General features: G+C 63.4%; 26 protein-coding genes. 13 read left to right on the top strand and 13 right to left on the bottom strand.

Features of this window, described 5'->3' with window-relative positions; all coding sequences use genetic code 11:
• Window positions 1-3: 3 nt before the first annotated feature.
• The 3 genes from gcvH to QRN22_RS15340 all read right to left on the bottom strand — a co-directional run bounded on the left by gcvH (window position 4) and on the right by QRN22_RS15340 (window position 1,855).
• Window positions 4-387, bottom strand: coding sequence for a glycine cleavage system protein GcvH (gene gcvH, locus QRN22_RS15350; protein ID WP_042555401.1), 384 nt, complete (start codon window positions 385-387; stop codon window positions 4-6).
• A 294-nt stretch (window positions 388-681) separates the two neighbouring features.
• Window positions 682-1,485, bottom strand: coding sequence for a SirB1 family protein (locus tag QRN22_RS15345; RefSeq protein WP_042555402.1), 804 nt, complete (start codon window positions 1,483-1,485; stop codon window positions 682-684).
• 106 nt (window positions 1,486-1,591) lie between these two features.
• Entirely contained in the window at window positions 1,592-1,855 is a 264-nt protein-coding gene (locus QRN22_RS15340) for a YebG family protein (RefSeq protein ID WP_042555403.1), read from the bottom strand.
• 514 nt (window positions 1,856-2,369) lie between these two features.
• On the opposite strand from QRN22_RS15340, the gene QRN22_RS15335 reads away from it, so the two are divergent.
• Complete coding sequence (locus QRN22_RS15335) at window positions 2,370-2,843, top strand: phosphate-starvation-inducible protein PsiE (protein WP_082045851.1); 474 nt, start codon at window positions 2,370-2,372, stop codon at window positions 2,841-2,843.
• Window positions 2,844-2,852: 9 nt separating this feature from the next.
• On the opposite strand, the gene QRN22_RS15330 is transcribed toward QRN22_RS15335, so the two are convergent.
• The 7 genes from QRN22_RS15330 to yaaA form a co-directional block, all read right to left on the bottom strand.
• Window positions 2,853-5,486, bottom strand: a complete 2,634-nt coding sequence (locus QRN22_RS15330) for a DEAD/DEAH box helicase (RefSeq protein ID WP_042555405.1) — start codon at window positions 5,484-5,486, stop codon at window positions 2,853-2,855.
• A 146-nt stretch (window positions 5,487-5,632) separates the two neighbouring features.
• Window positions 5,633-5,866, bottom strand: coding sequence for a hypothetical protein (locus QRN22_RS15325; RefSeq protein ID WP_042555406.1), 234 nt, complete (start codon window positions 5,864-5,866; stop codon window positions 5,633-5,635).
• A gap of 65 nt (window positions 5,867-5,931) precedes the next feature.
• Window positions 5,932-7,350 carry a GGDEF domain-containing protein gene (locus QRN22_RS15320; RefSeq protein WP_052493838.1) on the bottom strand — a complete coding sequence of 473 codons (1,419 nt, stop codon included), beginning with the start codon at window positions 7,348-7,350 and terminating at the stop codon, window positions 5,932-5,934.
• Window positions 7,351-7,417: 67 nt separating this feature from the next.
• Entirely contained in the window at window positions 7,418-7,804 is a 387-nt protein-coding gene (locus tag QRN22_RS15315; RefSeq protein WP_042555407.1) for a hypothetical protein, read from the bottom strand.
• Window positions 7,805-7,860: 56 nt separating this feature from the next.
• Window positions 7,861-8,691, bottom strand: coding sequence for an SDR family oxidoreductase (locus QRN22_RS15310; RefSeq protein WP_042555408.1), 831 nt, complete (start codon window positions 8,689-8,691; stop codon window positions 7,861-7,863).
• Window positions 8,692-8,737: 46 nt separating this feature from the next.
• Window positions 8,738-9,202 carry a hypothetical protein gene (locus QRN22_RS15305; protein WP_042555409.1) on the bottom strand — a complete coding sequence of 155 codons (465 nt, stop codon included), beginning with the start codon at window positions 9,200-9,202 and terminating at the stop codon, window positions 8,738-8,740.
• Between the two features lie 259 nt (window positions 9,203-9,461).
• Entirely contained in the window at window positions 9,462-10,241 is a 780-nt protein-coding gene (gene yaaA / locus QRN22_RS15300) for a peroxide stress protein YaaA (protein ID WP_042555410.1), read from the bottom strand.
• 418 nt (window positions 10,242-10,659) lie between these two features.
• On the opposite strand from yaaA, the gene QRN22_RS15295 reads away from it, so the two are divergent.
• The 4 genes from QRN22_RS15295 to moaE all read left to right on the top strand — a co-directional run bounded on the left by QRN22_RS15295 (window position 10,660) and on the right by moaE (window position 13,351).
• Window positions 10,660-12,051 carry a PhoH family protein gene (locus tag QRN22_RS15295; RefSeq protein WP_042555411.1) on the top strand — a complete coding sequence of 464 codons (1,392 nt, stop codon included), beginning with the start codon at window positions 10,660-10,662 and terminating at the stop codon, window positions 12,049-12,051.
• Window positions 12,052-12,172: 121 nt separating this feature from the next.
• Entirely contained in the window at window positions 12,173-12,652 is a 480-nt protein-coding gene (gene moaC, locus QRN22_RS15290) for a cyclic pyranopterin monophosphate synthase MoaC (protein ID WP_042555412.1), read from the top strand.
• Complete coding sequence (locus QRN22_RS15285) at window positions 12,649-12,891, top strand: MoaD/ThiS family protein (RefSeq protein WP_042555413.1); 243 nt, start codon at window positions 12,649-12,651, stop codon at window positions 12,889-12,891. Before moaC ends, QRN22_RS15285 begins: the two co-directional genes overlap by 4 nt.
• A 1-nt stretch (window position 12,892) precedes the next feature.
• Window positions 12,893-13,351 carry a molybdopterin synthase catalytic subunit MoaE gene (moaE, locus tag QRN22_RS15280; RefSeq protein WP_042555414.1) on the top strand — a complete coding sequence of 153 codons (459 nt, stop codon included), beginning with the start codon at window positions 12,893-12,895 and terminating at the stop codon, window positions 13,349-13,351.
• Window positions 13,352-13,373: 22 nt separating this feature from the next.
• On the opposite strand, the gene QRN22_RS15275 is transcribed toward moaE, so the two are convergent.
• Window positions 13,374-13,538, bottom strand: coding sequence for a hypothetical protein (locus QRN22_RS15275; protein WP_179538964.1), 165 nt, complete (start codon window positions 13,536-13,538; stop codon window positions 13,374-13,376).
• Between the two features lie 296 nt (window positions 13,539-13,834).
• Between QRN22_RS15275 and purT the strand changes: the two genes are divergently transcribed.
• Window positions 13,835-15,016: a formate-dependent phosphoribosylglycinamide formyltransferase gene (gene purT, locus QRN22_RS15270; RefSeq protein WP_042555415.1), complete on the top strand. Its 1,182-nt coding sequence runs from the start codon at window positions 13,835-13,837 to the stop codon at window positions 15,014-15,016.
• Between the two features lie 38 nt (window positions 15,017-15,054).
• Here the strand turns inward: purT and QRN22_RS15265 are convergent, their stop codons facing one another.
• Window positions 15,055-16,302 (bottom strand): CNNM domain-containing protein, encoded by a 1,248-nt coding sequence (locus QRN22_RS15265; RefSeq protein ID WP_042555416.1) that lies wholly within the window; start codon window positions 16,300-16,302, stop codon window positions 15,055-15,057.
• 2 nt (window positions 16,303-16,304) lie between these two features.
• On the bottom strand, window positions 16,305-17,105 hold the full coding sequence (locus QRN22_RS15260) for a cytochrome C assembly family protein (RefSeq protein ID WP_042555417.1): 801 nt from the start codon (window positions 17,103-17,105) through the stop codon (window positions 16,305-16,307).
• A gap of 193 nt (window positions 17,106-17,298) precedes the next feature.
• Between QRN22_RS15260 and ffh the strand changes: the two genes are divergently transcribed.
• From ffh to xerD, 7 genes are all read left to right on the top strand, one after another.
• On the top strand, window positions 17,299-18,675 hold the full coding sequence (gene ffh, locus QRN22_RS15255) for a signal recognition particle protein (RefSeq protein WP_042555418.1): 1,377 nt from the start codon (window positions 17,299-17,301) through the stop codon (window positions 18,673-18,675).
• A 144-nt stretch (window positions 18,676-18,819) separates the two neighbouring features.
• On the top strand, window positions 18,820-19,071 hold the full coding sequence (gene rpsP / locus QRN22_RS15250; protein WP_042555419.1) for a 30S ribosomal protein S16: 252 nt from the start codon (window positions 18,820-18,822) through the stop codon (window positions 19,069-19,071).
• 7 nt (window positions 19,072-19,078) lie between these two features.
• Window positions 19,079-19,615, top strand: coding sequence for a ribosome maturation factor RimM (gene rimM, locus QRN22_RS15245; RefSeq protein ID WP_042555420.1), 537 nt, complete (start codon window positions 19,079-19,081; stop codon window positions 19,613-19,615).
• Window positions 19,616-19,619: 4 nt separating this feature from the next.
• Window positions 19,620-20,372, top strand: a complete 753-nt coding sequence (trmD, locus tag QRN22_RS15240) for a tRNA (guanosine(37)-N1)-methyltransferase TrmD (protein WP_042555421.1) — start codon at window positions 19,620-19,622, stop codon at window positions 20,370-20,372.
• A gap of 41 nt (window positions 20,373-20,413) precedes the next feature.
• Entirely contained in the window at window positions 20,414-20,764 is a 351-nt protein-coding gene (gene rplS / locus QRN22_RS15235) for a 50S ribosomal protein L19 (RefSeq protein ID WP_042555422.1), read from the top strand.
• Window positions 20,765-21,032: 268 nt separating this feature from the next.
• Window positions 21,033-21,440 carry an acyl-CoA thioesterase gene (locus tag QRN22_RS15230; protein WP_042555423.1) on the top strand — a complete coding sequence of 136 codons (408 nt, stop codon included), beginning with the start codon at window positions 21,033-21,035 and terminating at the stop codon, window positions 21,438-21,440.
• Between the two features lie 50 nt (window positions 21,441-21,490).
• Window positions 21,491-22,387, top strand: a complete 897-nt coding sequence (gene xerD / locus QRN22_RS15225) for a site-specific tyrosine recombinase XerD (protein ID WP_042555424.1) — start codon at window positions 21,491-21,493, stop codon at window positions 22,385-22,387.
• The last annotated feature ends 94 nt before the right edge of the window (window positions 22,388-22,481 follow it).

Below are 22,481 nucleotides of genomic sequence, written 5' to 3'. Positions count from 1 at the left end.
CTCTCAGGCGTCGGCTTTGGCGTTGAGCAGGCGCTCGTAGGCGTCCTGATCGAGCAGGCCGGCCAGCGCCTCGGCGTTGCTTGGGCGGAAGCGGAAGAACCAGCCCTGTCCCTGCGGTTCGGCGTTGACCAGCTCGGGGCTGGCCTCGAGGTCGGCGTTCACTTCGACCACTTCGCCGTCGAGCGGCATGCCGATGTTGCTCGCTGCCTTCACCGATTCCAGCACGGCCACTTCTTCACCGGCGGTGTAGGCCTGCAGGTCGGGCAACTGCACGAATACCACGTCACCCAGTGCGTCTTGAGCGTAGGCGGTGATGCCCACGGTGACCAGCCCATCGGCCTCCTGACGCAGCCATTCGTGCTCGACGGTAAAACGCAATTCGCTCATGGGGACTCCTTGGTGGTTTTCGTGCCCATCTGTGTGGGCGCAGCTAATGGGTAGAGCCACTAGCAAACTAGGTGCCAGTTTATTTTTTATATATAAATCAATGGCTTAATGTTTTTAATTGGGTGTGAGGCGACGATTTGTATCGATTTCGATACGCAGTGTTCCGTCTTTAAGCCCCAGCCCACGGCAAGGCCCCGAATGTCGCAGCTGACAAAATCCGTGTCGTATTCGATACGTTGTATTTAAAACGATACATGTGGCGCAGGCGCCCGCAATCGGGCGGCGGAGGGGGGGTCAGTGCAGGGCGGTACCTGCGCTCAACTGGCGCAGGCGATCGCCCAGGCGGACGTGTAGCGCCGGGTCGTCGCACAGCAGCAGGGCACGCTGGACATCGAAACGCTCCGCCTGTGGGCAATCGAGGCGCTGGTAGAGCTCGGCTCGGGCCAGATGATCACTGACGTTGGGAGGCGCCAGCTGCAACACGCGCTCGGCGTCTTTCAGGGCGGACAGGTAGTCCTCGTCCTGCACATGCAGATAGCGCAGGTTACGTGACAGGCGCACGATCATGCTGCGGGCGTCGCAGGCGAGCATGTGTTCGGCACTCAGCTGGGCCTGCGGGCCGATGTAGCGCAGCAGCAGCTCACGACAGTCGCGGGTATACAGGCGCCGCCCGCCACAGGGGTCGAGCAGGTGGTCGGCACCGGGAACTCGCAACAGGAAGTAGCCAGGGAAATTGACGCCCTGCAAAGGGATACCCAGACGCCGCGCCAGCTCCAGGGCGATCAGCGCGATGCTCAGGGGCTGGCCACGACGGCGCAGCAGCACCTTGTGCAGCAGCGCTGCCTGTGGCCGCACCGGGTTGTCGTCATCTTCGTGGAAGTTCAGGTCGTTGAGGCGGCGCAACAAAGGCTGCGCGAGTTCCTGCGGGGGGAGGTTGGGGAGGCCTGCATCGATCTGGTGCTTCAAGCCGTCGAGCTCGCTGACGATCAGCTTGGGTTGCACGGCCATGTCATGTTCGGCAGCGACCCACAAGGCCGCTTCGAAGAGCGCCGGCTGCTCGGTGTTCAGACAGGCAAGGCAGTGGTCGCGCGCACTCATGGTCACCTCCCGTGGGTGACCTCTGTTTTAACCGTGCGCGCGCCTGACGTCTAGAGCTGAAGGCCGCGGATATGTTGCCGGCGATTTGTACGGCGCCGCCCGCCGATCATTCCGCCTGGGCTTCGTTACCCAGTTCGCCGAGGGCATCGGGCTGGTTCTTGAAGGCCTTGGCGAACACATCGCGGTTTCTGGCCATGTAGATGCCCAGCTCTTCGCCCTGTTCCTCGCTGAGGGACGGTACCGCCTTCTGCAGTACCTCGCTGAGCAGTTCTGCCAGTTCCAGCATCTTGTCGTGACGGTCGGCTTCGGCTTTATCCATGAATAAACGCTCCGGATCGCGACTGCTGCGGTACACCACTTCGACGGCCATTCATCACCTCTACGCCTTCACGCTAATGGTTGAAAATATACTGTTCATGCATACAGTTTCGGCAAGCATAATGAACCTTGCTGCATTTGAACAGGGTAAACATGATTGCCGGTGTGCGCGGCATCTTGTCACGCGCTGCGCACCGTCGCATCCGTGCCTTTTCGCCGACGGCGGGCTTCTCTGTGCCACGGCAGGCGCTGCGGGCCAGCTTCGCTGGTCTCGTTCCTGCATGGAAGTGTCATGCAGACGCGCAATCATGGCGGCGTTCGGCTGCATGAATCGTGTAGAGGGAAAGGGTATGGAGTGGTTGGATAACGGCGGCAAGCAGATGCACAAGGGCGCGAGCTCGATCGGCTGTTCGTCGAGGGCCTCCACTACCTGGGCCTGGCGCTGGGGGGCAATGGTCAACACCTATTTAAAGACCAGCAAACCAGTACGTACTACAAGGTAGTCATCTGATCGCTTGAGATCTCTGGCATCATCGAATTTTGAATGGTAGGGGAGGGGAGTCTTTGTGAAATGGGCAGATCGCAGCAGGGAACGCATGCACAAGCAGGCTAATTCGATAGGGAACCTTTTTGTCGAAGGGTTCCATTACATGGGGCTATTCGCCATCGGTGCCGCTACCGCATGGGCTTCGGTCATGGCTTTCATGGACATGGTGGAAGCACGCCATGCCAGCGTAGACGACATCTTGCTTCTATTCATCTACCTGGAGCTTGGGGCGATGGTAGGGATCTACTTTAAAACGAACCATCTCCCGATAAGGTTTCTGTTGTACATCGCGATCACGGCGCTTACCCGACTTCTGATCGGTGACGTGTCCCACCACAAGGCGCCGGATATCGGCCTGCTGTACCTGTGTGGCGGTATCTTCTTCCTGGCGCTGTCGGTGCTGGCGGTGCGCTTCGCGTCGTACAAGTTTCCGTCCAGCAAGGCCATCGACTCGAGCGGCGAAGTGGTCGGCGACAACTACTCGGAGAAGTAGTGACGCCTGTCAGTCACTCAGCGGGGCGAACAGTGCCTGCAGGTCGTCCTCGCTGAGTTGCCATTGCGCCTGGCTGCCGCCTTCTTCCAGCAGGCCGTGGGCCAGGCTGGCCTTGGCGTGCTGCAGTTGCTGGATCTTCTCCTCGACGCTGCCACGGGCGATCAGCTTGTAGACGAACACCGGCTTGTCCTGGCCGATCCGGTAGGCACGATCGCTGGCCTGGGCCTCCGCTGCGGGGTTCCACCAGGGGTCGAAGTGGATCACCGTGTCGGCCGCGGTGAGGTTGAGGCCCGAGCCGCCTGCCTTGAGGCTGATCAGAAAGACCGGAAACTGCCCCGCCTGGAACTGCTGTACCGGTGTGCGGCGATCTCGGGTGCTGCCGGTCAGCTTGGCATAGGCGATACCGCGGGCCTGCAGCTCGGCCTCGATCAGCGCCAGCATCGAAGTGAACTGGGAGAACAGCAGCACCCGACGGCCTTCGCCAATCAGCGCTTCGAGCATCTCCAGCAGGCTGCCGAGCTTGCCGGAGTCGGCGCTGCTCAGTTCTTCCGGCGCTTCGTCGAGCAGGCGCAGGTCGCAACACACCTGGCGCAAACGCAGCAACGCCTCGAGGATCACGATCTGGCTGCGGGCCAGGCCCTGGCGGGTGATTTCCTCACGCACCTTGCGGTCCATGGCCAGGCGCAGAATCTCGTAGCGGTCGCGCTGTGCCGGGGTCAGTTCCACCCACTGGGTGATCTCGGTCTTCGGTGGCAGCTCGCGGGCCACCTGTTCCTTCTTGCGACGCAGCACGAAGGGTTTGATGCGCCCACGCAGATGCGCCAGACGTTGTTCGTTGCCATGCTTTTCGATGGGCGTACGGTAGTCGCGGGTGAAGCTCTTGCTGTCGCCGAGCCAGCCCGGCATCAGGAAATTGAACAGCGACCAGAGCTCGCCCAGGTGGTTTTCCAGGGGCGTGCCACTGAGGCACAGACGCTGTTGCGCGTTGATCTGGCCAGCGGCAAGAGCCGCCTTGCTGCGCGGGTTCTTGATGCTCTGGGCTTCGTCGAGGATCAGCAGATGGAAGCGTTGCGCGGTCAGCGTCTTGAGATCACGGGGCAGCAGGGCATAGGTGGTGAGCACGATGTCGTGTTCGGCGATCAGCTTGAACTGGCTGCGGCGCTTTGCACCGTGCAAGGCCAGCACCTTGAGGCTCGGCGCGAACCGCGCGGCTTCATCCTGCCAGTTGGGTATCAGGCTGGTGGGCATGACGATCAGGGCCGGTTGCTGCAGGCGGCCGTTCTGTTTTTCCAGGAGGATATGCGCCAGGGTCTGCAGGGTCTTGCCCAGGCCCATGTCGTCGGCCAGCACGCCGCCGACCTTCAGTTCGGCCAGGGCCTGCATCCAGCCCAGCCCCTGCAACTGGTAGGGACGCAGTTGTGCCGCCAGGCCATCCGGAGCGCTGACCGTCTGCAGCGTGGTGTGCTGCAGACGCTGGGCGAAATCGCGCAGATCGGTGCCACCCTGCCAGTTCAGCGCCGGGCCCTGCTGCAGGACGTTGAGGCGTGTCGCATCGGCACGGGGCAGACGCACCCGGGTGCCGATGTCTTCGCCATCACCGATGAACAGCTCACCGAGCGCTGCCAGCAGCGGCTTGAGCCGTGCATAGGGCAGGGCAACGCGACGCTGGCTGTGGGGCAGGGTGACCAGCAGCATTTCTCCATCCTGGCGCTGTGCAAGTGCTTCGCCGGAAAGCAGCCAGGGCGTGCGACGAATGGCCTGGAGCAGGATGGGCAGCAGGCTGATGCGCTGACCCTCCACTTCGATCCCCAGCTCCAGGTCGAACCAGCCCTGCTCGGGTACCTCGTCGACATCGGCGTACCAGTCGTCGATCTGTGCCAGGTTGTACTGGAAGTCGGGTTGCACCTCGACGCGCCAACCCTCTTCGCGCAAGGCCGGGACCTGCTGCTGCATGAAGGCCAGCCAGGCCGCGTCGCCCTGCAGTTCGAAGTGTTCGCCAGGATGCTGGGCGAGTGCCTCGCTCTGCCGCAGGGCCGTGCGCAGGCCGCCTTCTTCCAGGCGATGACGCAGCTCGGCTTCGCGGGCGCCGTCACGCACGATGCGCAACTGATGGGTCGGGCCCAGGCGATACAGCAGGTCCTTGACCGGTTTGCCAGCGGCGCTGTGGCCCTGATAGTCGAAGGCCAGCGCTGCGCGGTGCTGGGTCTGCTCCAGCATGCGGCCCTTGCGCGCATCGAAGTGCACGCGCACGTGGCTGCCGAGGGTCAGCACCGGTATCGGCGGCACATCGTCGATGCGGGTTTCTTCCATGGGCTTTTCGACGACGATCAACGAGCCGAGGTCCTCGCCGGAACGCTGACGGGCTTCGAGCGTGAGCAGAGCGGCGGCGACGTGCTTGCAGTTGAAGCCAACCGGGCAGCTGCAATGCCCGGTCACCCCCCAGCCCTGGCCGTAGGGGTGCAGGGTGATGCGCTGCTGGTAAGGTCGCTCGCCACTGCCCAGGCAACTGGCGAGCAGGCTGAGATCCTTGAGGCTGAGCAGGCGGCTGAGCCCACGGTTGGCATAGTCCTGACCGCGGCGCAGCGCGCCGTCATCGAAATCGCCGCGCCAGTCGGCCTGCTGCAGGTGCAGGATGTCTGGCATCAGACGAGCTCTCCGGGGTCAAAGGCAGGGTTCGGCATGGCAGGATGAATACGGTGGCAAGCCGCCGATGGTCTCATAGCCTGAGCGGGATTGGCAGCACCTGTGCGGCCGATGCGCCTGCGGCAGGTGCTCTGCCGTGGCACGGTTCATTGCTCTTCGGTCTTGATCGCACCGCGAATGTTCATGGCCGCCAGGCACAGTTGCAGCACGATCAATGCGTAGGCATGACTGTAGAGGCCCCAGGCGATCCACAGCAGGTTGCTGGCCATGAACACCCAGAAACCCAGGTTACGGCGTTGGCGCTGCTTCGATGCGACCAGCCAGGCCGCAGCGACGGTAACCAGCATGGCTGGCCATTGCAGCCAGTCGATGTATTCCATGAATGCGCTCGTTTATCAGCAGGGACTTGAGGTGCGACCCGGCTGGTAGAGGTCTGTTCGACCTTTCAGACCGATTCGTTCTCGCGCTGCGCCTTGTCGGCGTACATCTCGGCGTCTGCCATGCGCAGCAGGTCGCTGGCGGTTTGGCCGTCCTCGGGGGCGATGGCGATACCGATGCTGATGCCGATCTGCAGTGTCTGCTGGTTGAAGGTGATCGGTTCGCTGAGGGCTTCCTCGATACGTTGGCCCAGGCGAATCGCTGCTGCACGGTCGAGGCCGGGGAGCAGGGCGGCGAACTCGTCGCCGCCCAGGCGTGCCGGCATGTCGATGCGCCGCAGCAGGCCGCGCAGGCGCCGGGCACTGACCTTGAGCACCTCATCGCCTGCGGCGTGGCCGTAGCGGTCATTGATCTGCTTGAAGTGATCGAGGTCGATCATCATCAGCGCGAACGGTGTGCTGCGGCCTTTGGACGTGAGCGCATTGGCGACGCTGTGATCGAAGAGCCGGCGGTTCGGCAGGTCGGTCAGTGGGTCAAGGTGAGCCAGGGTATTCAGCGGGCGTAGCAGGTGGCGGCTGATCAGCAGCACCACCAGGGCCGACAGCAGCAGACTGGCCAGTAGCAGATAGCGCTGGAAGGTCTCGATGCGCGCGTAGGCAGCCATGGTCTGTCCCAGCGACTTGCCCATGATCAGCAGTACCTCGCTGGCGCCCTGGGCATTGACGTTGCTGAGCGACACCGAACGCATCAGGTATTCGTTGTCGGCGTCTTGCAGCGTCCAGCTTGCGCCATCGATCAGCGCGGCGGGGTTACCGAGCAGGCGGTCGAAGGTGCTGTTCAGGGTGTCGCCATGCAACTGCCAGGCACCGTTCTCGCCGCGCGAGAGGATGACGAACTCGGTGTCGGTGACCCGCTTCAGATCCTCTGCGAGGTCGTCGTCGATGGCGAAGCCCAGGGTGAGCTCGGCCTGTGGCGTGGGCATGCTCACCACGCTGTGGATCAACTGATAGAGCACGCCGCTCTGGCTGCGCAGCAGGGTGATGGGCAACTGCCCGTCGGTACCGCCGGATTGCGCCGCGGCCTTGAGCAGGGGAACGATGTCGGCCTGCTGCAGCTCGCTGGGCACGCTGGCGATCAATTGCCGGTCGAGGCTGTTGAGTACGGCGATATCGGCCTGCAGGCGTCTGCCGTGATTCTGCAGCATGGATTCGATGGTCGCGCGCTCACCGATGGCGATGGCCTCCTTGAGGCCGTAGTCGGCCGCCAGTACGGCGGCGCCCTGACCGAGTTGCCGATGGCGCAGCTCGAGCAACTGGTCGACCACCTGGGCGGTGGTCTCCAGGCTGGTGTTGATGGTTTCTTCGACGATGTTGCGGTTGGTGCGCACACTGACCAGGTAGATGATGACCTGCACCGCCAGGAGTGCGGCGAGCAGCGCCAGAATGATGCGTCGCTCCTGGGTCCTGATGTGCCTGCTGGTTCTCATCGAATGTCCGATCGGGCTGATTTCGTATCGAGTGTAGAGCAGCGATTTGCCCGCAAGTGCCCTCCGCTCACGGCATACGTTTGAAGATTCGCTCGGAGAACAGCATCTGGGCGAGCAGCGGATAGCTCAGGTAGTGCAGCGCGAAGATCACCACACCCATGGGATTGGGGTCGTCCTGCAGCGTCATCATGGTCAGCAGGCCGGCATACAGCAGCGCCAGCATGCCGCCGTACAGCCAGACCAGGCGGCGACGTTCACCGCGGGTTGGTGGGCGGCGCTGCTGCCAGGCGAACAGCAGGGCCATGATCGCCGCCACGCTGGCGGCGATCACCAGAGTGGCCAGCACGCCGCCGAGTTTCACGAAGCTGCGCAGCAGCAGGTTGAGCAGGACGGCTGCGACCACGCCGATCACGGCGTAGCGGGTCATGGCGACGGAAGCATGGGATGGAGGCATGGCGGCACGGCTCGGTGCAAAGGATGAAGCCTGAGTCTCGTCGCTGGAGCCGGGTTCTACAAGGCGCGATCCAGGCCGAAGCGGCGGCTCAGTATGCGATCGAGCAGCGCGCCGGGCAGCAGGGCGGCGAGCAGCGGCAGTGCGCGGCTGCCATTGCCGATGCGGAGCACCCGTGGCCGCTTGCCGCCGTTCACGGCGGCGAACACATTGCGAGCGACGTGGCTGGCAGGGGTCGGATTGTCCTGGGAAGCCATGGCGCGGGCACGGATGCCGTCACGCATGGGCCACCAGGGCGAGCGCTCGCCGATCAGCTGCTCGGCCTGACGGCTGGCGTGAGTGCCGAAGCTCGACTCGATGGCGCCGGGCTGCACCTCCAGCACGCCCACACCGAAAGGCGCCAGCTCCAGGCGCAGGGCATCGCTGAGCGCGTGTACGGCAGCCTTGGAGGCGCAGTAGGCGCCGGCGAACGGGGTGACCAGCACGGCAGAGACACTGCCGATGTTCACCACCAGCCCCTTGTTGCGGCGCAGTAGCGGGAACAGCGCCCGAGTCACGCTGACGATGGCGAACACATTGGTTTCGAACTGTCGGCGCAGCGCCGTGGCGCCGCCATCGAGCAGCGGGCCCATGGCGCCGTAGCCGGCGTTGTTGATCAGTACGTCCAGGCCGCCGATGCGTTGCTCGAGCGTCGCGGCCAGCCGTTCGACTGCGGCGGCGTCGTCCACGTCCAGTTGCACGGCGTTGAAGCCCGCCGCGCTCAGGCGCGCCACGTCTTCCTCCTTGCGGGCGCTGGCCCAGACCTGGTAGCCCTGCTGCGCAAAGGTGTCGGCCAGTGCGCGGCCGATGCCGCTGGAGCAGCCGGTGATCAGAACCGTGGGGTGGCTCATGGGGAATCCTTGTGCTTGTTGTTATCTGGATCTTTTCAGGTGTCGGTCAGCGACTGAACGTACCTTGCAGCTGTTCGGCGCGAAACTCCAACGTGCTGGCGCGGTAGCCGCTACGCAGGGTAGGCAGGGGCAGGCAGGTTTGCCAGTCGGCGCCCGGCAGCAATTCGCCGGGGCCGCTGTAGCGCGGGGTCTCGTAAAGCCGCTGCGCCAGGTTGACGCTGTCGCCCGGGCGATAAGCGGCTACCTGCCAGCGCAACTCCAGCAGGGCGGCTTCGCTGCCGTTGTGCAGGTGCAGGCCCAGCGGGCGATCTGCCGGACAGCTTTGCGGCGTGTAAGCCAGGCGCAGCTCGAGGTGAGCCAGGTGGCGATTCTCGCGGCTCTCCTGCCACAGCACCCAGCTCGAGACCAGCCCCAGGCCGACCAGCGCGGCGAGGGATATGGGCAGGGCCTTGGCCGGGTAGCGGATCAGCAGGATGAACCAGCTGAGCACCAGAATCGCGCCGAAAATCATCGCGGGACCTTGATCGTCGAATGTTGGCCAATCCTACACAAGCGTGGCTGCCTCGGCACGCGCGCAGGGGTTGGCGGATGTTTCCACCAGGGGCTGCTCACGTTTCACCGCGAGCCGCGTTGCTGCGAGAAATGGCCTCCGGTTAGGCGCAGGACGCAGGCAGTGGACTAGCCGTCCGCGTCGTCCCTTGCCAAGTCCTGCAACGACAGCGGAGGCCATTGCCCGCGCAACCCGAAGGGCTCCGGCGCGGCAGACCCTGTCACTCCGGGGCGTGGTCGCGCAGGAATACCAGCTTGTCGGCGCTGGAGTCCTTGGCCGAGAAGCGGTAGCCCTGGTCGTCGAAGTCCTTGAGGTCCTTCGGGTCCTTAAGGCGCTCTCTGATCACGTGGCGAGCCATCAGGCCGCGGGCCTTCTTGGCGTAGAAGCTGATGATCTTGTACTGGCCGTTCTTCAGGTCCTTGAATTCGGTATCGATGATGCGCGCCTTGAGCACCTTGCGCTTGACCGCGCCGAAGTACTCGTTGGAGGCCAGGTTGAGCAGCACGTCGTCGCCCTGCGCCTGCAGCGCTTCGTTCAGCCACTGGCTGATGTGCTCGCCCCAGAAGGCGTAGAGGTCCTTGCCGCGGGCGTTGGCCAGCTTGGTCCCCATCTCCAGGCGATAGGGCATCATCAGGTCCAGCGGGCGCAGCAGACCGTACAGGCCGGAAAGCATGCGCAGGTGCTGCTGGGCGAAATCGAAATCCGCCTCCGCGAAGCTTTGCGCATCCAGGCCGGTGTACACGTCGCCCTTGAAGGCCAGCAGGGCCTGCTTGGCGTTCTGCGTGTCGAAGGCTGGTGTCCAGCTGCCGAAGCGTGCGGCATTGAGGCCGGCGAGCTTGTCCGACAGGTGCATCAGCTCGGCGATCTGCGCGGGGGAGAATTCGCGTAGCTGGGCGACGAGTTCCTGGGAGTGGTCGAGGAACTCGGGTTGGGTGAAGCGTGACGTCACCGGCGCGGTGTCGTAATCCAGGGTCTTGGCGGGTGAAATCACCATCAGCATAGGTCGTCTCCTTCAGCGGAGCGCCGATTCTAGCCGATTCGGTGGCACGAGCAGTTAGCTGGCAGGGAGAGGCAGGATTCGCCGACCGCTGCGCGGTGGTCGAACTCAGGACTTTAGCGGTGAGTGATGCGAGCGCCAAGCGTCATTCGTCTAACCGAAAAATAAACTTCAAAAATCTGAAAAGATCATTTTCCTGTCACATTTTTTGGAGTATCAACGAACTGTGGTCTGCAGCGAATCGATCATGATGATCCGCCGTCGCAGGCCGCGCCTTGAAAGACCGCCGAATCCTGCAGACAGGTGGCGGCCCTCGGCCCTCATCGTTTGCACCTCTCCGCCCGGGCGGGGAGTCGGTGGCCCTGTGTGGCGGAGCGCCGTCCTGGCATTCCGTCGCTGGATCCGACAAGAGGTGACGAGTATGGATGACCACGGACGCATCAAGCCCACCGCCCCAACCTTGTACGCCCTCGACACCAATGTCCTGATTCACGATCCCAACGCGCTGCTCAACTTTCAGGAACACCACGTCGCCATTCCGATGACGGTGCTGGAGGAACTCGACAAGCTGAAAACCGGCAAGCAGGGGGTGGCCGCCGAGTGCCGCCAGGCGATCCGTCTGATCGACAAGATCCTCGATGGCGCCAGCCCCGAGGAGGTCGAGCACGGCGTGCCGATCCAGCGTGGCAAGAACGAGCCTCGCGGCTTTCTGTCGATTCTCATGAGCAAGAGTGCGGCGCCCGTCACCTGGCTGCCGGAGGACCTCAACGACAACAAGATCATCAACCAGCTGGTCGAACTGAAATCGCGCCGCCCGGGCACCTCGGTGGTGCTGGTGACCAAGGACATCAACATGCGCCTGAAGGCGCGTGGCTGCGGTCTGGATTCCGAGGATTACCACACCGACCAACTGGTCGACGACATCTCGCTGCTCTCCAAGGGCTATCACAATGTCGAAGGCGCCTTCTGGGATCGTGTCGCCAAGGTCGATACCCGTCAGGGCCATGGCCGCACCTGGCACCGCGTGCAGTTGAGCGAGGAACTGCCGGGGGTCAACGTCAACGAATTCATCATCGACGAGCAGGGTTTCGTCGGTTGGGTCAAGGAGGCCGAGGGTGGCGAACTGCTGATTCTCGATCTGCATCAGGAACCGCTGCTGCATCAGGAAGCCTGGGGCCTCAAGCCGCGGGACATCTATCAGGCGCTGGCGCTCTATGCGCTGCTCGACCCCGATATCCACCTGGTCAACCTGACCGGCGCCGCCGGCTCCGGCAAGACCATCCTGGCCCTGGCGGCGGCCATCGAACAGACCATGGTCAACAAGCGCTACCGGCGCATCATCGCCACCCGTTCGGTACAGGGGCTGGATCAGGAGATCGGTTTCCTGCCGGGTACCGAGGCCGAGAAGATGGAGCCCTGGCTGGGCGCCATCACCGACAACCTCGAAGCCCTGCACATGGATGACGAGAACACCCACGGCAGCGTCGACTACATCCTGCAGAAGGTGCCGTTGCAGTTCAAATCCCTGAACTACATCCGCGGGCGCAGCTTCCAGCAGAGCCTGATCCTCATCGACGAGTGTCAAAACCTCACCCCGCACCAGATGAAGACCATCATCACCCGCGCCGGCAGTGGTTCCAAGGTGATCTGCCTGGGCAACCTGGCGCAGATCGACACGCCCTATCTGTCGGCACCCAGCTCAGGCCTGACCTACCTCACCGAGCGGTTCAAAGGCTTCGAGCACGGCGTGCACATCACCCTGCAGGGCGTTCCACGCTCGATACTCGCCGAGTACGCGGAAAGCCATATGTAGCGGCAGGCAACCTGTCTCCAGTGGCAGGCGTGACGAGAGCTGCAACCTCGTCACGCTCTTTTGGCTTGAAGCCTGAGGGTTGAGGCTTACAATCTCCGCATCATTCATTCGGAGATTGCCCGTGCTGACCCATCTCGACTCCCAGGGACGCGCCAATATGGTCGACGTCAGCGACAAGGCGCAGACCGTTCGCGAAGCCGTGGCCGAGGCGCGCGTGCGCATGCGTGCCGAGACGCTGCAGATGATCGTCGACGGCGAACATCCCAAGGGCGACGTTTTCGCCGTAGCGCGTATCGCCGGTATTCAGGCTGCCAAGAAAACCTCGGATCTGATTCCGCTGTGCCACCCGCTGATGCTGACCAGCGTCAAGGTCGAGCTGCAGGCCGACGGTAACGACGCTGTGCTGATTCGCGCCCGCTGCAAACTCACCGGTCAGACCGGGGTGGAAATGGAAGCGCTCACCGCTGCCAGCGTCGCCGCGCTGACGATCTACGACATGTGCAAGGCGGTGGACCGCGGCATGGTCATCGAGCAGGTGCGCCTGCTGGAGAAGGTCGGCGGCAAGAGCGGCCACTTCCTGGCGGATGAGGACGCGCGATGATCAGCGTGCAGTACTTCGCCCGTTATCGCGAAATCCTCGGCCTGGACACCGAGCAGCTGCAACCCGGCTTTGCCACACTCGACGAGCTGCGTCAGCACCTGCTGGCGCGCGGCGGGGTGTGGGAAGTGCTCGCCGAGCGTGGGCTGATGTGCGCGCGCAATGAAGAGCTCTGCGCGCTGAGCGAGCCGCTGACCGATGGCGATGCGGTGGCGTTCTTCCCCACGGTTACCGGAGGCTGAGATGGGCATTCGCGTACAGCAGGCGGTTTTCGATCCGGGGCTGGAGACCAATGCCGTGCATGCGGCCAATACCGGTGTCGGTGCGGTGGCCTGTTTCGTGGGTTACGTACGTGATTTCAACGATGGCCGCGACGTGGCGGGGATGTTTCTCGAGCATTTCCCCGGCATGACGGAAAAGGCCCTGGCCGGTATCGAAGCCCAGGCGCGCGCGCGTTGGCCGCTGCTGGGCGTCGAGGTGATTCACCGGGTCGGCCGGCTGGAGCCGGGCGAGCCGATCGTCTTCGTCGGCGTGGCCAGTGCCCATCGCCAGGCGGCGTTCCAGGCCTGCGAGTTCATCATGGACTACCTGAAGACCCAGGCGCCGTTCTGGAAGAAAGAGGACACCGCCGACGGCCCGCGCTGGGTCGAAGGACGGGAGAGCGACCAGGCATCCGCCCGGCGCTGGCGCAGTGGCGACTGAACAGGGCTTCGAACGGCAAGCCTCAGCCGAACTCGATGAACACCTTGAAGAACAGTGGCGCGAACATCGACAGCGCGCCCAGGCCGGTCAGCCAGATGCCCCATTCCTGCTCACGGTTGTTGAAGCCGATTCCCAGCAGCAGAAAGCCGCTGACCAGAATCACGATCATGATGTGGAAAGCGTCCATGGCGATGCCTCCTCTGGAAGTCTTGCCTGCCAGGAGCTGCGCCGCCGCGCCAGTCACTGACGCAGCGGCGGCATCCACTTTGAGCGTAGACGAGCGATGACCTTGCCGCGTTGATCCGGCGCAATTCGCGGGATCAATAGTGCTCCAGAGCGTCAGTCGACAGAGCCCGGCGCGTTGCCGCGATCCGGAGCCTTGCGCGGCCTTGCCGATTGACGGCGCAGCGATTTAGTTCGCGGTCGGCGCCTGCCGTGATTAAAATCGCCGCCTGAATTCTCCTGCTACCCAAGGATCCTGTTATGCCCCGTATCGGAACCCCCCTGTCGCCCAGCGCGACCCGTGTGTTGCTGTGTGGCTCGGGTGAGCTCGGCAAGGAAGTGGTGATCGAGCTGCAGCGCCTCGGCGTCGAAGTCATCGCCGTCGACCGTTATGCCAATGCTCCGGCCATGCAGGTGGCGCATCGCAGCCACGTGATCAGCATGCTCGATGGCGCTGCGTTGCGCGCTGTGATCGAACTGGAGAAGCCGCATTACATCGTGCCGGAGATCGAGGCGATCGCCACCGCCACGCTGGTCGAGCTGGAGAACGAAGGCTACACGGTTATCCCCAGCGCCCGTGCCGCGCAACTGACCATGAACCGTGAAGGCATCCGCCGCCTGGCCGCCGAAGAGCTGGGCGTGCCGACCTCGCCGTATCAGTTCGCCGATTCCCTCGAGGAGTTCCAGGCCGCGGTCAGCGCCATCGGGTTCCCCTGCGTGGTCAAGCCGATCATGAGTTCGTCGGGCAAGGGCCAGTCGGTGCTCAAGGGCGCCGATGACGTGCAGAAGGCCTGGGATTACGCCCAGGCTGGTGGCCGTGCCGGCAAGGGCCGGGTGATCGTCGAGGGCTTCATCGACTTCGATTACGAAATCACTCTGCTGACCGTGCGCCACGTCGGTGGCACCACGTTCTGTGCACCGGTCGGGCACCGTCAGGAGAAGGGCGACTACCAGGAGTCCTGGCAGCCCCAGGCGATGAGCCCTGCGGCACGTGCCGAGGCCGAGCGCATCGCTCTGGCCGTGACCGGTTCTCTGGGCGGGCGCGGCCTGTTCGGCGTGGAGCTGTTCGTCAAGGGCGATCAGGTGTGGTTCTGCGAAATATCCCCGCGCCCTCATGACACCGGCCTGGTTACCCTGATCTCCCAGGACCTGTCCGAGTTCGCTCTGCATGCGCGGGCCATTCTCGGCCTGCCGATCCCGGCGATCCGCCAGTTCGGCCCCTCGGCCTCGGCGGTTATTCTGGTCGAAGGCGAGTCGCAGCAGGTCAGCTTCGGCAACCTGGGCGCCGCGCTCACCGAGCCGGATACCGCACTGCGTCTGTTCGGCAAGCCGGAAGTCAGTGGTCAGCGCCGCATGGGCGTGGCGCTGGCCCGTGACGAGTCGCTGGAAGCCGCACGCGCCAAGGCTCTGCGTTCGGCACAGGCGGTGAGCGTCGAGCTGTAAGGAAAAGGCCAGCGGGAGTATCGCTCCCGCTGGCTGCTTCACCTCTGCCGGGCCTCCCAGGCCCGTACCTCGAGGACCCGGCTGCCGCTGGCCTTGAGGATTTCCAGGCGGTAGCGGCCGACCTGCAGGCATACGGCGCTGTCCGGGATGTTCTCCAGTATTTCGGTCACCAGACCATTGACGGTCTTCGGCCCATCGACCGGCAGGCTCCAGCCCAGGCCGCGATTCACTTCGCGTATGTAGGCGCTGCCCTTGATCGACCAGGTGCCGTCCCCCAGGGGGTGGAATTCGCTCGGGTGGGCGGTTTCCACGGTGCTCAGATCGCCGACGATCTCTTCCAGAATGTCTTCCACGGTGACGATGCCCATGGCTTCGCCGTATTCGTCGACGACGATACCGGTGCGGTACTTGTGCTGCTGGAAGTTCACCAGCTGGGTGGCCAGGGTCGTCCCTTCCGGTACGAAGTAGGGCGCGTCGCAGGCCAGCAGCAGGCTGCTCTCGTTCAACTCGCCACGGCCCGCCAGGCGCCGCATGTGCAGGATGCCTTCGGTCTGGTTGAGGCTGTCGCGATACACCGGCAGGCGGGTGTGCGAGGCATTGCGGATCTGTTCGGCCAGTGGCGTGCCGCTGTGCAGGTCGATGCCGGTGACCTCGTGGCGCGGAATCATGATGTCGTCGACGTTGACCCGATCCAGCTCGAGCACACCCAGCAGCATGGCGCGTCTCTCGCTGGGCAGTGGCAGGTCATCGGCCTGCAGCGCGCCGCGCAGTTCCTCGAGGCTGAGGTCATCGTGCTGCCCAGGCGCGGGCTTGCCGATTCTGCTGCGCAGCGCCTGGCTGATGCTCAGCAGCAGGCTGGTCAGCGGTGACAGCGCAGCGCTGACCAGTGTCAGCGGGCGGCTTGCCGGGTAGGCGAACAGCGGTGCCGGCAGAATGGCCAGCACGCGCCCCAGCGGATGGGCCAGCATCAGCGCGGCCAGGGTCAACAGGAACGGTGAAATGGCCAGGGTGGCGGTACCGCCCTGACTCAGAGCGAGCAGGGTGGCAGCCACGGAGGCGGCCATGGTGCTGCAGATGGTACCGATGCGCAGGGTGGCGGAGAGGCGTTGCGGTTGGTCCAGCAGGCGAATCAGCCGCGCAGCCGCGCGATGGCCCTGGCGGGCACGGTGGCGCAAGCGATAGCGATTGAGGCTGAACAGCACGGTACGCGCGCAGGTGAAGAATGCGGCGCAGCCCAGCAGCAGAAGTAGTACGGCCACTTGGGCGAGGGGAGAGGGCGTGTCCACGGTCAGATGTGGAGGATGAATTCGCGAACCAGCTTGCTGCCGAAGAATGCCAGCATCAGCAGGCAGAACCCGGCCAGCGTCCAGCGGATCGCCTTGTGCCCGCGCCAGCCAAGCTGGTGGCGACCCCACAGCAGCACGGCGAATACCACCCAGGCGAAGCAGGAGAGGATGGTCTTGTGCACCAGATGCTGGGTGAACAGGTTGTCGATGAAGATCGCTCCGGACAGCAGCGACAGCGAGAGCAGGGCCCAGCCGCACCACAGGAAGCCGAACAGCAGGCTTTCCATGGTCTGCAACGGCGGGAAATTGCGGATCAGGCCGGAGGGGTGCTTGTGCTTGAGCTGATGATCCTGGACCAGCAGCAACAGCGACTGGAACATGGCGATGGTCAGCATGCCGTACGCCACGATCGACAGCAGGATGTGAGCGAGGATGCCGGGCCCTTCTTCAATCGGCTGGGTGGTGCCGCTAGGCATGAACTGGGCGAACAGAACCGTCAGGCCGCCAAGTGGGAAGAGAAACAGCAGCAGGTTTTCCACCGGCATGCGCTGGCTGGCCAGCAGGATCAGCACGATCACCGTGTAGGCGATCAGGCTGGCGGTGTTGAAGAAGTCCAGGGTCAGGCCGGCACTGTTGTGCATCTGCATGAACAGGCTGCCGCCATGGAAGAACAGGGCAATGACGCCAAGAAGCGCCAGCATGCGTTTGCTGGGTGTGCTGCGACGGGTCAGGTGCAGGCCTTGGTAGCTGGCGGCGCCAAAATAGAAAATGGCGGCGGCGAGGCTGGGCAACAGAGGGTGCATAGATCCTGAATGACAAGGCCTGAAAGGCGCTGAGTGTGGCACACAACGGTTGTCGCCAAAAGACCGCAAGTGGTATCAGGTCTCATATGTCGCAGCGGCTCCGACAAAGAAGCCTCGAAAGCGCGGCAGTCTCCGTTATAATCCGCCGTTTGCTGCCAGCCCATCCCGGCCCGACGGCCTGAAAGGAACGCGCATGTTCGAAAATTTAACAGATCGCCTCTCGCAGACCCTGCGTAGCGTCACTGGCAAGGCCAAGCTGACCGAGGACAATATCAAGGACACCCTGCGCGAAGTGCGCATGGCGCTGCTCGAGGCCGACGTGGCGCTGCCCGTGGTCAAGGACTTCGTCGGTCGGGTCAAGGACCGTGCGGTCGGTACCGAGGTGTCGAAGAGCCTGACGCCTGGCCAGGCCTTCGTGAAGATCGTGCGCCTGGAGCTGGAAAGCCTCATGGGGGCGGCCAACGAAGACCTCGACCTGAGCACTACGCCGCCAGCTGTCGTGCTGATGGCCGGTCTGCAGGGCGCGGGCAAGACCACCACCGTCGGCAAGCTGGCGCGCCTGCTCAAGGAGCGCAAGAAGAAGAGCGTGATGGTGGTGTCCGCGGACGTCTACCGTCCGGCAGCGATCAAGCAGCTGGAAACCCTGGCCAACGACATCGGCGTGACGTTCTTTCCGTCCGATATCACCCAGAAGCCGGTGGCCATCGCCGAGGCGGCGATTCGCGAGGCCAAGCTCAAGTACATCGACGTGGTGCTGGTGGATACCGCCGGTCGTCTGGCCATCGATGCCGAGATGATGGCCGAGATCCAGGCGCTGCATGCCGCGGTCAAGCCGGTGGAAACCCTGTTCGTGGTCGATGCCATGACCGGTCAGGATGCTGCCAACACCGCCAAGGCCTTCAATGACGCACTGCCGCTCACCGGCGTGGTGCTCACCAAGGTCGACGGTGATGCCCGGGGTGGTGCCGCACTGTCGGTCCGGGCGATCACCGGCAAGCCGATCAAGTTCATCGGCATGGGCGAGAAGAGCGAAGCGCTCGAGCCTTTCCACCCCGAGCGGATCGCCTCGCGCATCCTCGGCATGGGCGACGTGCTCAGCCTGATCGAGCAGGCTGAGCAGACTCTCGACCGCGACAAGGCCGAGAAGCTCACCAAGAAGCTGAAGAAGGGCAAGGGCTTCGATCTCGAAGACTTCCGTGACCAGCTCGTGCAGATGAAAAGCATGGGTGGCCTCGGCGGCCTGATGGACAAGCTGCCGCAGATGGGTGGCGTGAACCTGTCGCAGATGGGCGGTGCCCAGGGGGCGGCGGAGAAGCAGTTCAAGCAGATGGAGGCGATCATCAACTCCATGACGCCGGCCGAGCGCCGCGACCCGGACGTCATCAGCGGTTCGCGCAAGCGTCGCATCGCGCAGGGGTCCGGTACGCAGGTGCAGGACATCGGTCGCTTGATCAAGCAGCACAAGCAGATGCAGAAGATGATGAAGAAATTCAGCGCCAAAGGCGGCATGGCCAAGATGATGCGCGGCATGGGCAGCATGATGCCGGGCGGCGGTATGCCGAAGTTCTGAAGCCTCTGCGCGGGCCTATCGACGGCCGGCGGAAAAAGAGATTTGCAAACAGCCGCATAATCCTTAGAATATGCGGCCTTTCGGGCCTAGGCCCATTTTTGATGTGTGCCTCAAGTTAGCACCGACTACAGGAACGATGTTCACATGGTAACTATTCGTCTCGCTCGTGGCGGCTCCAAAAAGCGCCCCTTCTACCACCTGACCGTGACCAACAGCCGCAATGCGCGCGACGGTCGCTTCGTAGAGCGTATTGGCTTCTTCAATCCGGTCGCTTCGGGTGCTGAAATCAAGCTGTCCGTGAATCAAGAGCGCGCTACCTACTGGCTGGGCCAGGGCGCACAGCCGTCTGAGCGCGTTGCTCAGCTGCTGAAAGAAGCTGCCAAGGCTGCTGCCTAAGCACTTTATGAGCACGACGCCGGCTCCCGCCGAGGATCTGATGGTTCTTGGCAAGATTGTCTCGGTGCATGGCGTCAAGGGTGAGGTGAAGGTGTTTTCCTTTACCGATCCTCTGGATAACGTGCTCGATTACCCTCGCTGGACGCTGCGGCGCGATGGCGAGGTGAAACAGGTTGAACTGGCTGGTGGACGCTTGCAGGGCAAGGTTCTGGTCGCCAGGCTCAAAGGGCTCGATGATCGTGAGGTTGCGCGTACCTACGCCGGCTTCGAGATCTGCGTTCCCAGAAGCCTGCTGCCCGAGCTGGAAGACGGTGAGTTCTACTGGTATCAGCTGATAGGTCTCAAGGTCATCGATCAGGCGGGGCAATTGCTCGGCAAGATCGACCATCTGTTCGAGACCGGTGCCAATGATGTGATGGTGGTCAAGCCGTGCATCGACAGTCTCGATGATCGCGAGCGTCTGTTGCCTTATACGCAACAGTGCGTGTTGTCGATCAGCCTCGAGGCTGGCGAGATGCGGGTCGACTGGGATGCGGACTTCTGACGCCATGCCGAGCTTGCGCGTCGATGTCATTACGCTGTTCCCGGAAATGTTCGCCGCCATCGGCGATTACGGCATTACCAGCCGTGCGGTAAGGCAGGAGCTGTTGCAGCTGACCTGCTGGAACCCACGCAGTTACACCACGGATCGTCATCACACCGTTGACGACCGCCCCTTCGGTGGTGGTCCTGGCATGGTGATGAAGATCAAGCCGCTCGAAGATGCACTGGCTGATGCCAGGCAGGCCAGCGGCGGTCAGGCGAAGGTGATCTACCTTTCGCCACAAGGCCGCCCGCTGACGCAAGCGGCGGTACGCGAGCTGGCGAAGGAGGAGCGTCTGATCCTCATCGCTGGCCGCTACGAAGGCGTCGACGAGCGTTTCATCGAAACGCACGTCGACGAGGAATGGTCGATTGGCGACTACGTCCTGTCCGGCGGTGAGCTGCCGGCCATGGTGCTGATCGATGCGGTGACGCGCCTTTTGCCTGGTGCATTGGGTCATGCAGATTCGGCCGAGGAAGACTCCTTTACGGATGGCTTGCTCGACTGCCCGCACTACACCCGTCCGGAGGTGTATGCGGATAAACGTGTTCCTGAGGTGCTGCTTGGCGGCAACCACGAACACATCCGGCGCTGGCGTTTGCAGCAGTCCCTGGGACGCACCTGGGAACGCCGTGTCGATCTTCTGGATAGCCGCTCGCTTTCTGGGGAAGAGAAAAAGCTGCTGGAGGAATACATCCGCCAGCGGGACGATAACTAAATATCGATGGCCGGCCTGATGGCCCGTCTTAGGAGCGCAGCATGACCAACAAGATCATTCAGCAACTCGAAGCTGAGCAGATGAGCAAAGAGATCCCTACCTTTGCCCCGGGCGACACCGTAATCGTCCAGGTAAAAGTAAAGGAAGGTGACCGTCAGCGTCTGCAGGCGTTCGAAGGTGTGGTAATCGCCAAGCGTAACCGCGGTCTGAACAGCGCTTTCACCGTGCGCAAGATCTCCAGCGGCGTAGGCGTTGAGCGTACTTTCCAGACCTACAGCCCGCTGGTCGACAGCCTGTCCGTCAAGCGTCGTGGTGACGTTCGCAAGGCCAAGCTGTACTACCTCCGCGACCTGTCCGGCAAGGCAGCACGCATCAAGGAGAAGCTGGCTTAAGCCACGCTTTCCTCACGAAAAAAGCAGCCCTGGGCTGCTTTTTTCGTTTCTGGCGTTCGTCGAAGTGGCAGCAACGTGGCGAAAGCAGCCTTTCGTAGTCGGGGGACAATTGGTGGGCTAAAGCCCACCCTACGGCTAGATGCGCGGCTGTAGGGTGGGCTTCAGCCCACCAAACCGAAGGTCCGCTTTCGCCTTGTAGAGTCCTTTCCTGTTGGGTGCGATTTTCGTGTCCAATATGCACACCAACGTTGTGAGCAGGTTCTGAGTAATGACCCCCAGAGAGCAGGAAATTCAGCGGCGTACCGAGCTTTCCGAGACCCGTGTGGCCAAGGCGGTGTTTCCGCCGACCACCAATCATCACAACACTCTGTTTGGTGGTACGGCCATGGCGTGGATGGACGAGGTGTCGTTCATCGCCGCCACCCGTTTCTGCCGGCTGCCGCTGGTCACGGTGTCCTCGGACCGTATCGATTTCAGTCATCCGATTCCGGCCGGTAGCATCGTCGAGCTGGTCGGTCGCGTGAGTGCGGTCGGCAATACCAGCATGAAGGTGCAGGTCGACGTGTTCGTCGAGGACATGTACGGCGCCCGCCGCGAGCTCGCCATTCGTGGTGCCTTCAGCTTCGTGGCGATGGGCGAGGATGGCAAGCCGGTAGCGGTGCTGCCGGGTTTCTGATCGTGCGTGTGCCGCTGGTGCCGCCAAACCTTCCGTTTTGGGGATAACCGATGTCCGCAGTCGACCATCCGCTGATCGAGCGCTTCATCGAGACGCTGTGGCTGGAGAAAGGCTTGTCCGTGCATACCCGGTCTGCGTATCGCAGTGACCTGGCATTGCTCAATGGCTGGCTGCAGGGGCGTGGTGTCGAGCTGCAGGCGGTCGGCCGCGAGGTGCTGCTCGATCACCTGGCCTGGCGCATGAACGAAGGCTACAAGGCGCGCTCCACGGCGCGGCTGATTTCCGGGATGCGCGGCTTCTACCGGTTTCTGCTGCGCGAGGGGGTGATCGAAACCGATCCTACCCTGCAGGTGGACATGCCCCAGCTTGGGCGGCCGTTGCCCAAGTCGCTGTCCGAGGCGGATGTCGAGGCGCTGCTGGCGGCCCCCGATCTGGATGATCCCATTGGCCTGCGTGACCGCGCGATGCTCGAGGTGCTGTATGCCTGTGGGTTGCGGGTCAGTGAGCTGATCGGGCTGACGCTCGAACAGGTCAATCTGCGTCAGGGCGTGCTGCGGGTCTTCGGCAAGGGCAGCAAGGAGCGCCTGGTGCCCATGGGTGAAGAGGCGATCGGCTGGGTCGAGCGTTACTGCCGCGAGGCGCGGCCGGCGCTGCTCGGTGGTCGGCCGGGCGATGTGCTGTTTCCCAGTTTGCGCGGCGAGCAGATGACCCGGCAGACCTTCTGGCATCGCATCAAGCATCAGGCCAGGGTGGCCGGCATCGCCAAGTCGCTGTCGCCGCATACGCTGCGGCACGCCTTCGCGACCCATCTGCTCAACCACGGCGCGGACCTGCGCGTGGTGCAGATGCTGCTGGGGCACAGTGATCTGTCCACCACGCAGATCTACACCCACGTGGCGCGGGCTCGCTTGCAGGCCCTGCACGCACAGCACCATCCGCGGGGGTGAGCCGGTTGCGGCAGTTCGCGCTTTGCGTCCCGGCCCTGCGGCCCGCGGCTGCGGTTGTGGTAGTCTTCGTTCTTCCCTTGTCACCCCGTCGCTC

This window comes from Pseudomonas sp. MEJ086 (assembly GCF_030209025.1).
Taxonomy (GTDB): Bacteria; Pseudomonadota; Gammaproteobacteria; order Pseudomonadales; family Pseudomonadaceae; genus Aquipseudomonas; species Aquipseudomonas fulva_A.
Note: the sequence above shows the minus strand (reverse complement) of the source record. Positions and strands in the feature narration are given on the sequence as shown.

Bases quoted from the DNA above. Each gene is read 5' to 3' on its own strand.
- yaaA (WP_042555410.1), bottom strand. From the start codon at position 10,241: ATGCTGATGGTGATTTCACCCGCCAAGACCCTGGATTACGACACCGCG.
- QRN22_RS15305 (WP_042555409.1), bottom strand. From the start codon at position 9,202: ATGATTTTCGGCGCGATTCTGGTGCTCAGCTGGTTCATCCTGCTGATC.
- QRN22_RS15340 (WP_042555403.1), bottom strand. From the start codon at position 1,855: ATGGCCGTCGAAGTGGTGTACCGCAGCAGTCGCGATCCGGAGCGTTTA.
- QRN22_RS15345 (WP_042555402.1), bottom strand. From the start codon at position 1,485: ATGAGTGCGCGCGACCACTGCCTTGCCTGTCTGAACACCGAGCAGCCG.
- QRN22_RS15275 (WP_179538964.1), bottom strand. From the start codon at position 13,538: ATGGACGCTTTCCACATCATGATCGTGATTCTGGTCAGCGGCTTTCTG.
- QRN22_RS15315 (WP_042555407.1), bottom strand. From the start codon at position 7,804: ATGCCTCCATCCCATGCTTCCGTCGCCATGACCCGCTACGCCGTGATC.
- moaE (WP_042555414.1), top strand. From the start codon at position 12,893: ATGGGCATTCGCGTACAGCAGGCGGTTTTCGATCCGGGGCTGGAGACC.
- QRN22_RS15230 (WP_042555423.1), top strand. From the start codon at position 21,033: ATGACCCCCAGAGAGCAGGAAATTCAGCGGCGTACCGAGCTTTCCGAG.
- QRN22_RS15260 (WP_042555417.1), bottom strand. From the start codon at position 17,105: ATGCACCCTCTGTTGCCCAGCCTCGCCGCCGCCATTTTCTATTTTGGC.
- QRN22_RS15330 (WP_042555405.1), bottom strand. From the start codon at position 5,486: ATGCCAGACATCCTGCACCTGCAGCAGGCCGACTGGCGCGGCGATTTC.
- QRN22_RS15320 (WP_052493838.1), bottom strand. From the start codon at position 7,350: ATGAGAACCAGCAGGCACATCAGGACCCAGGAGCGACGCATCATTCTG.
- QRN22_RS15325 (WP_042555406.1), bottom strand. From the start codon at position 5,866: ATGGAATACATCGACTGGCTGCAATGGCCAGCCATGCTGGTTACCGTC.
- rplS (WP_042555422.1), top strand. From the start codon at position 20,414: ATGACCAACAAGATCATTCAGCAACTCGAAGCTGAGCAGATGAGCAAA.
- QRN22_RS15295 (WP_042555411.1), top strand. From the start codon at position 10,660: ATGGATGACCACGGACGCATCAAGCCCACCGCCCCAACCTTGTACGCC.
- gcvH (WP_042555401.1), bottom strand. From the start codon at position 387: ATGAGCGAATTGCGTTTTACCGTCGAGCACGAATGGCTGCGTCAGGAG.
- trmD (WP_042555421.1), top strand. From the start codon at position 19,620: ATGCCGAGCTTGCGCGTCGATGTCATTACGCTGTTCCCGGAAATGTTC.
- ffh (WP_042555418.1), top strand. From the start codon at position 17,299: ATGTTCGAAAATTTAACAGATCGCCTCTCGCAGACCCTGCGTAGCGTC.
- rpsP (WP_042555419.1), top strand. From the start codon at position 18,820: ATGGTAACTATTCGTCTCGCTCGTGGCGGCTCCAAAAAGCGCCCCTTC.
- xerD (WP_042555424.1), top strand. From the start codon at position 21,491: ATGTCCGCAGTCGACCATCCGCTGATCGAGCGCTTCATCGAGACGCTG.
- purT (WP_042555415.1), top strand. From the start codon at position 13,835: ATGCCCCGTATCGGAACCCCCCTGTCGCCCAGCGCGACCCGTGTGTTG.
- rimM (WP_042555420.1), top strand. From the start codon at position 19,079: ATGAGCACGACGCCGGCTCCCGCCGAGGATCTGATGGTTCTTGGCAAG.
- QRN22_RS15310 (WP_042555408.1), bottom strand. From the start codon at position 8,691: ATGAGCCACCCCACGGTTCTGATCACCGGCTGCTCCAGCGGCATCGGC.
- QRN22_RS15285 (WP_042555413.1), top strand. From the start codon at position 12,649: ATGATCAGCGTGCAGTACTTCGCCCGTTATCGCGAAATCCTCGGCCTG.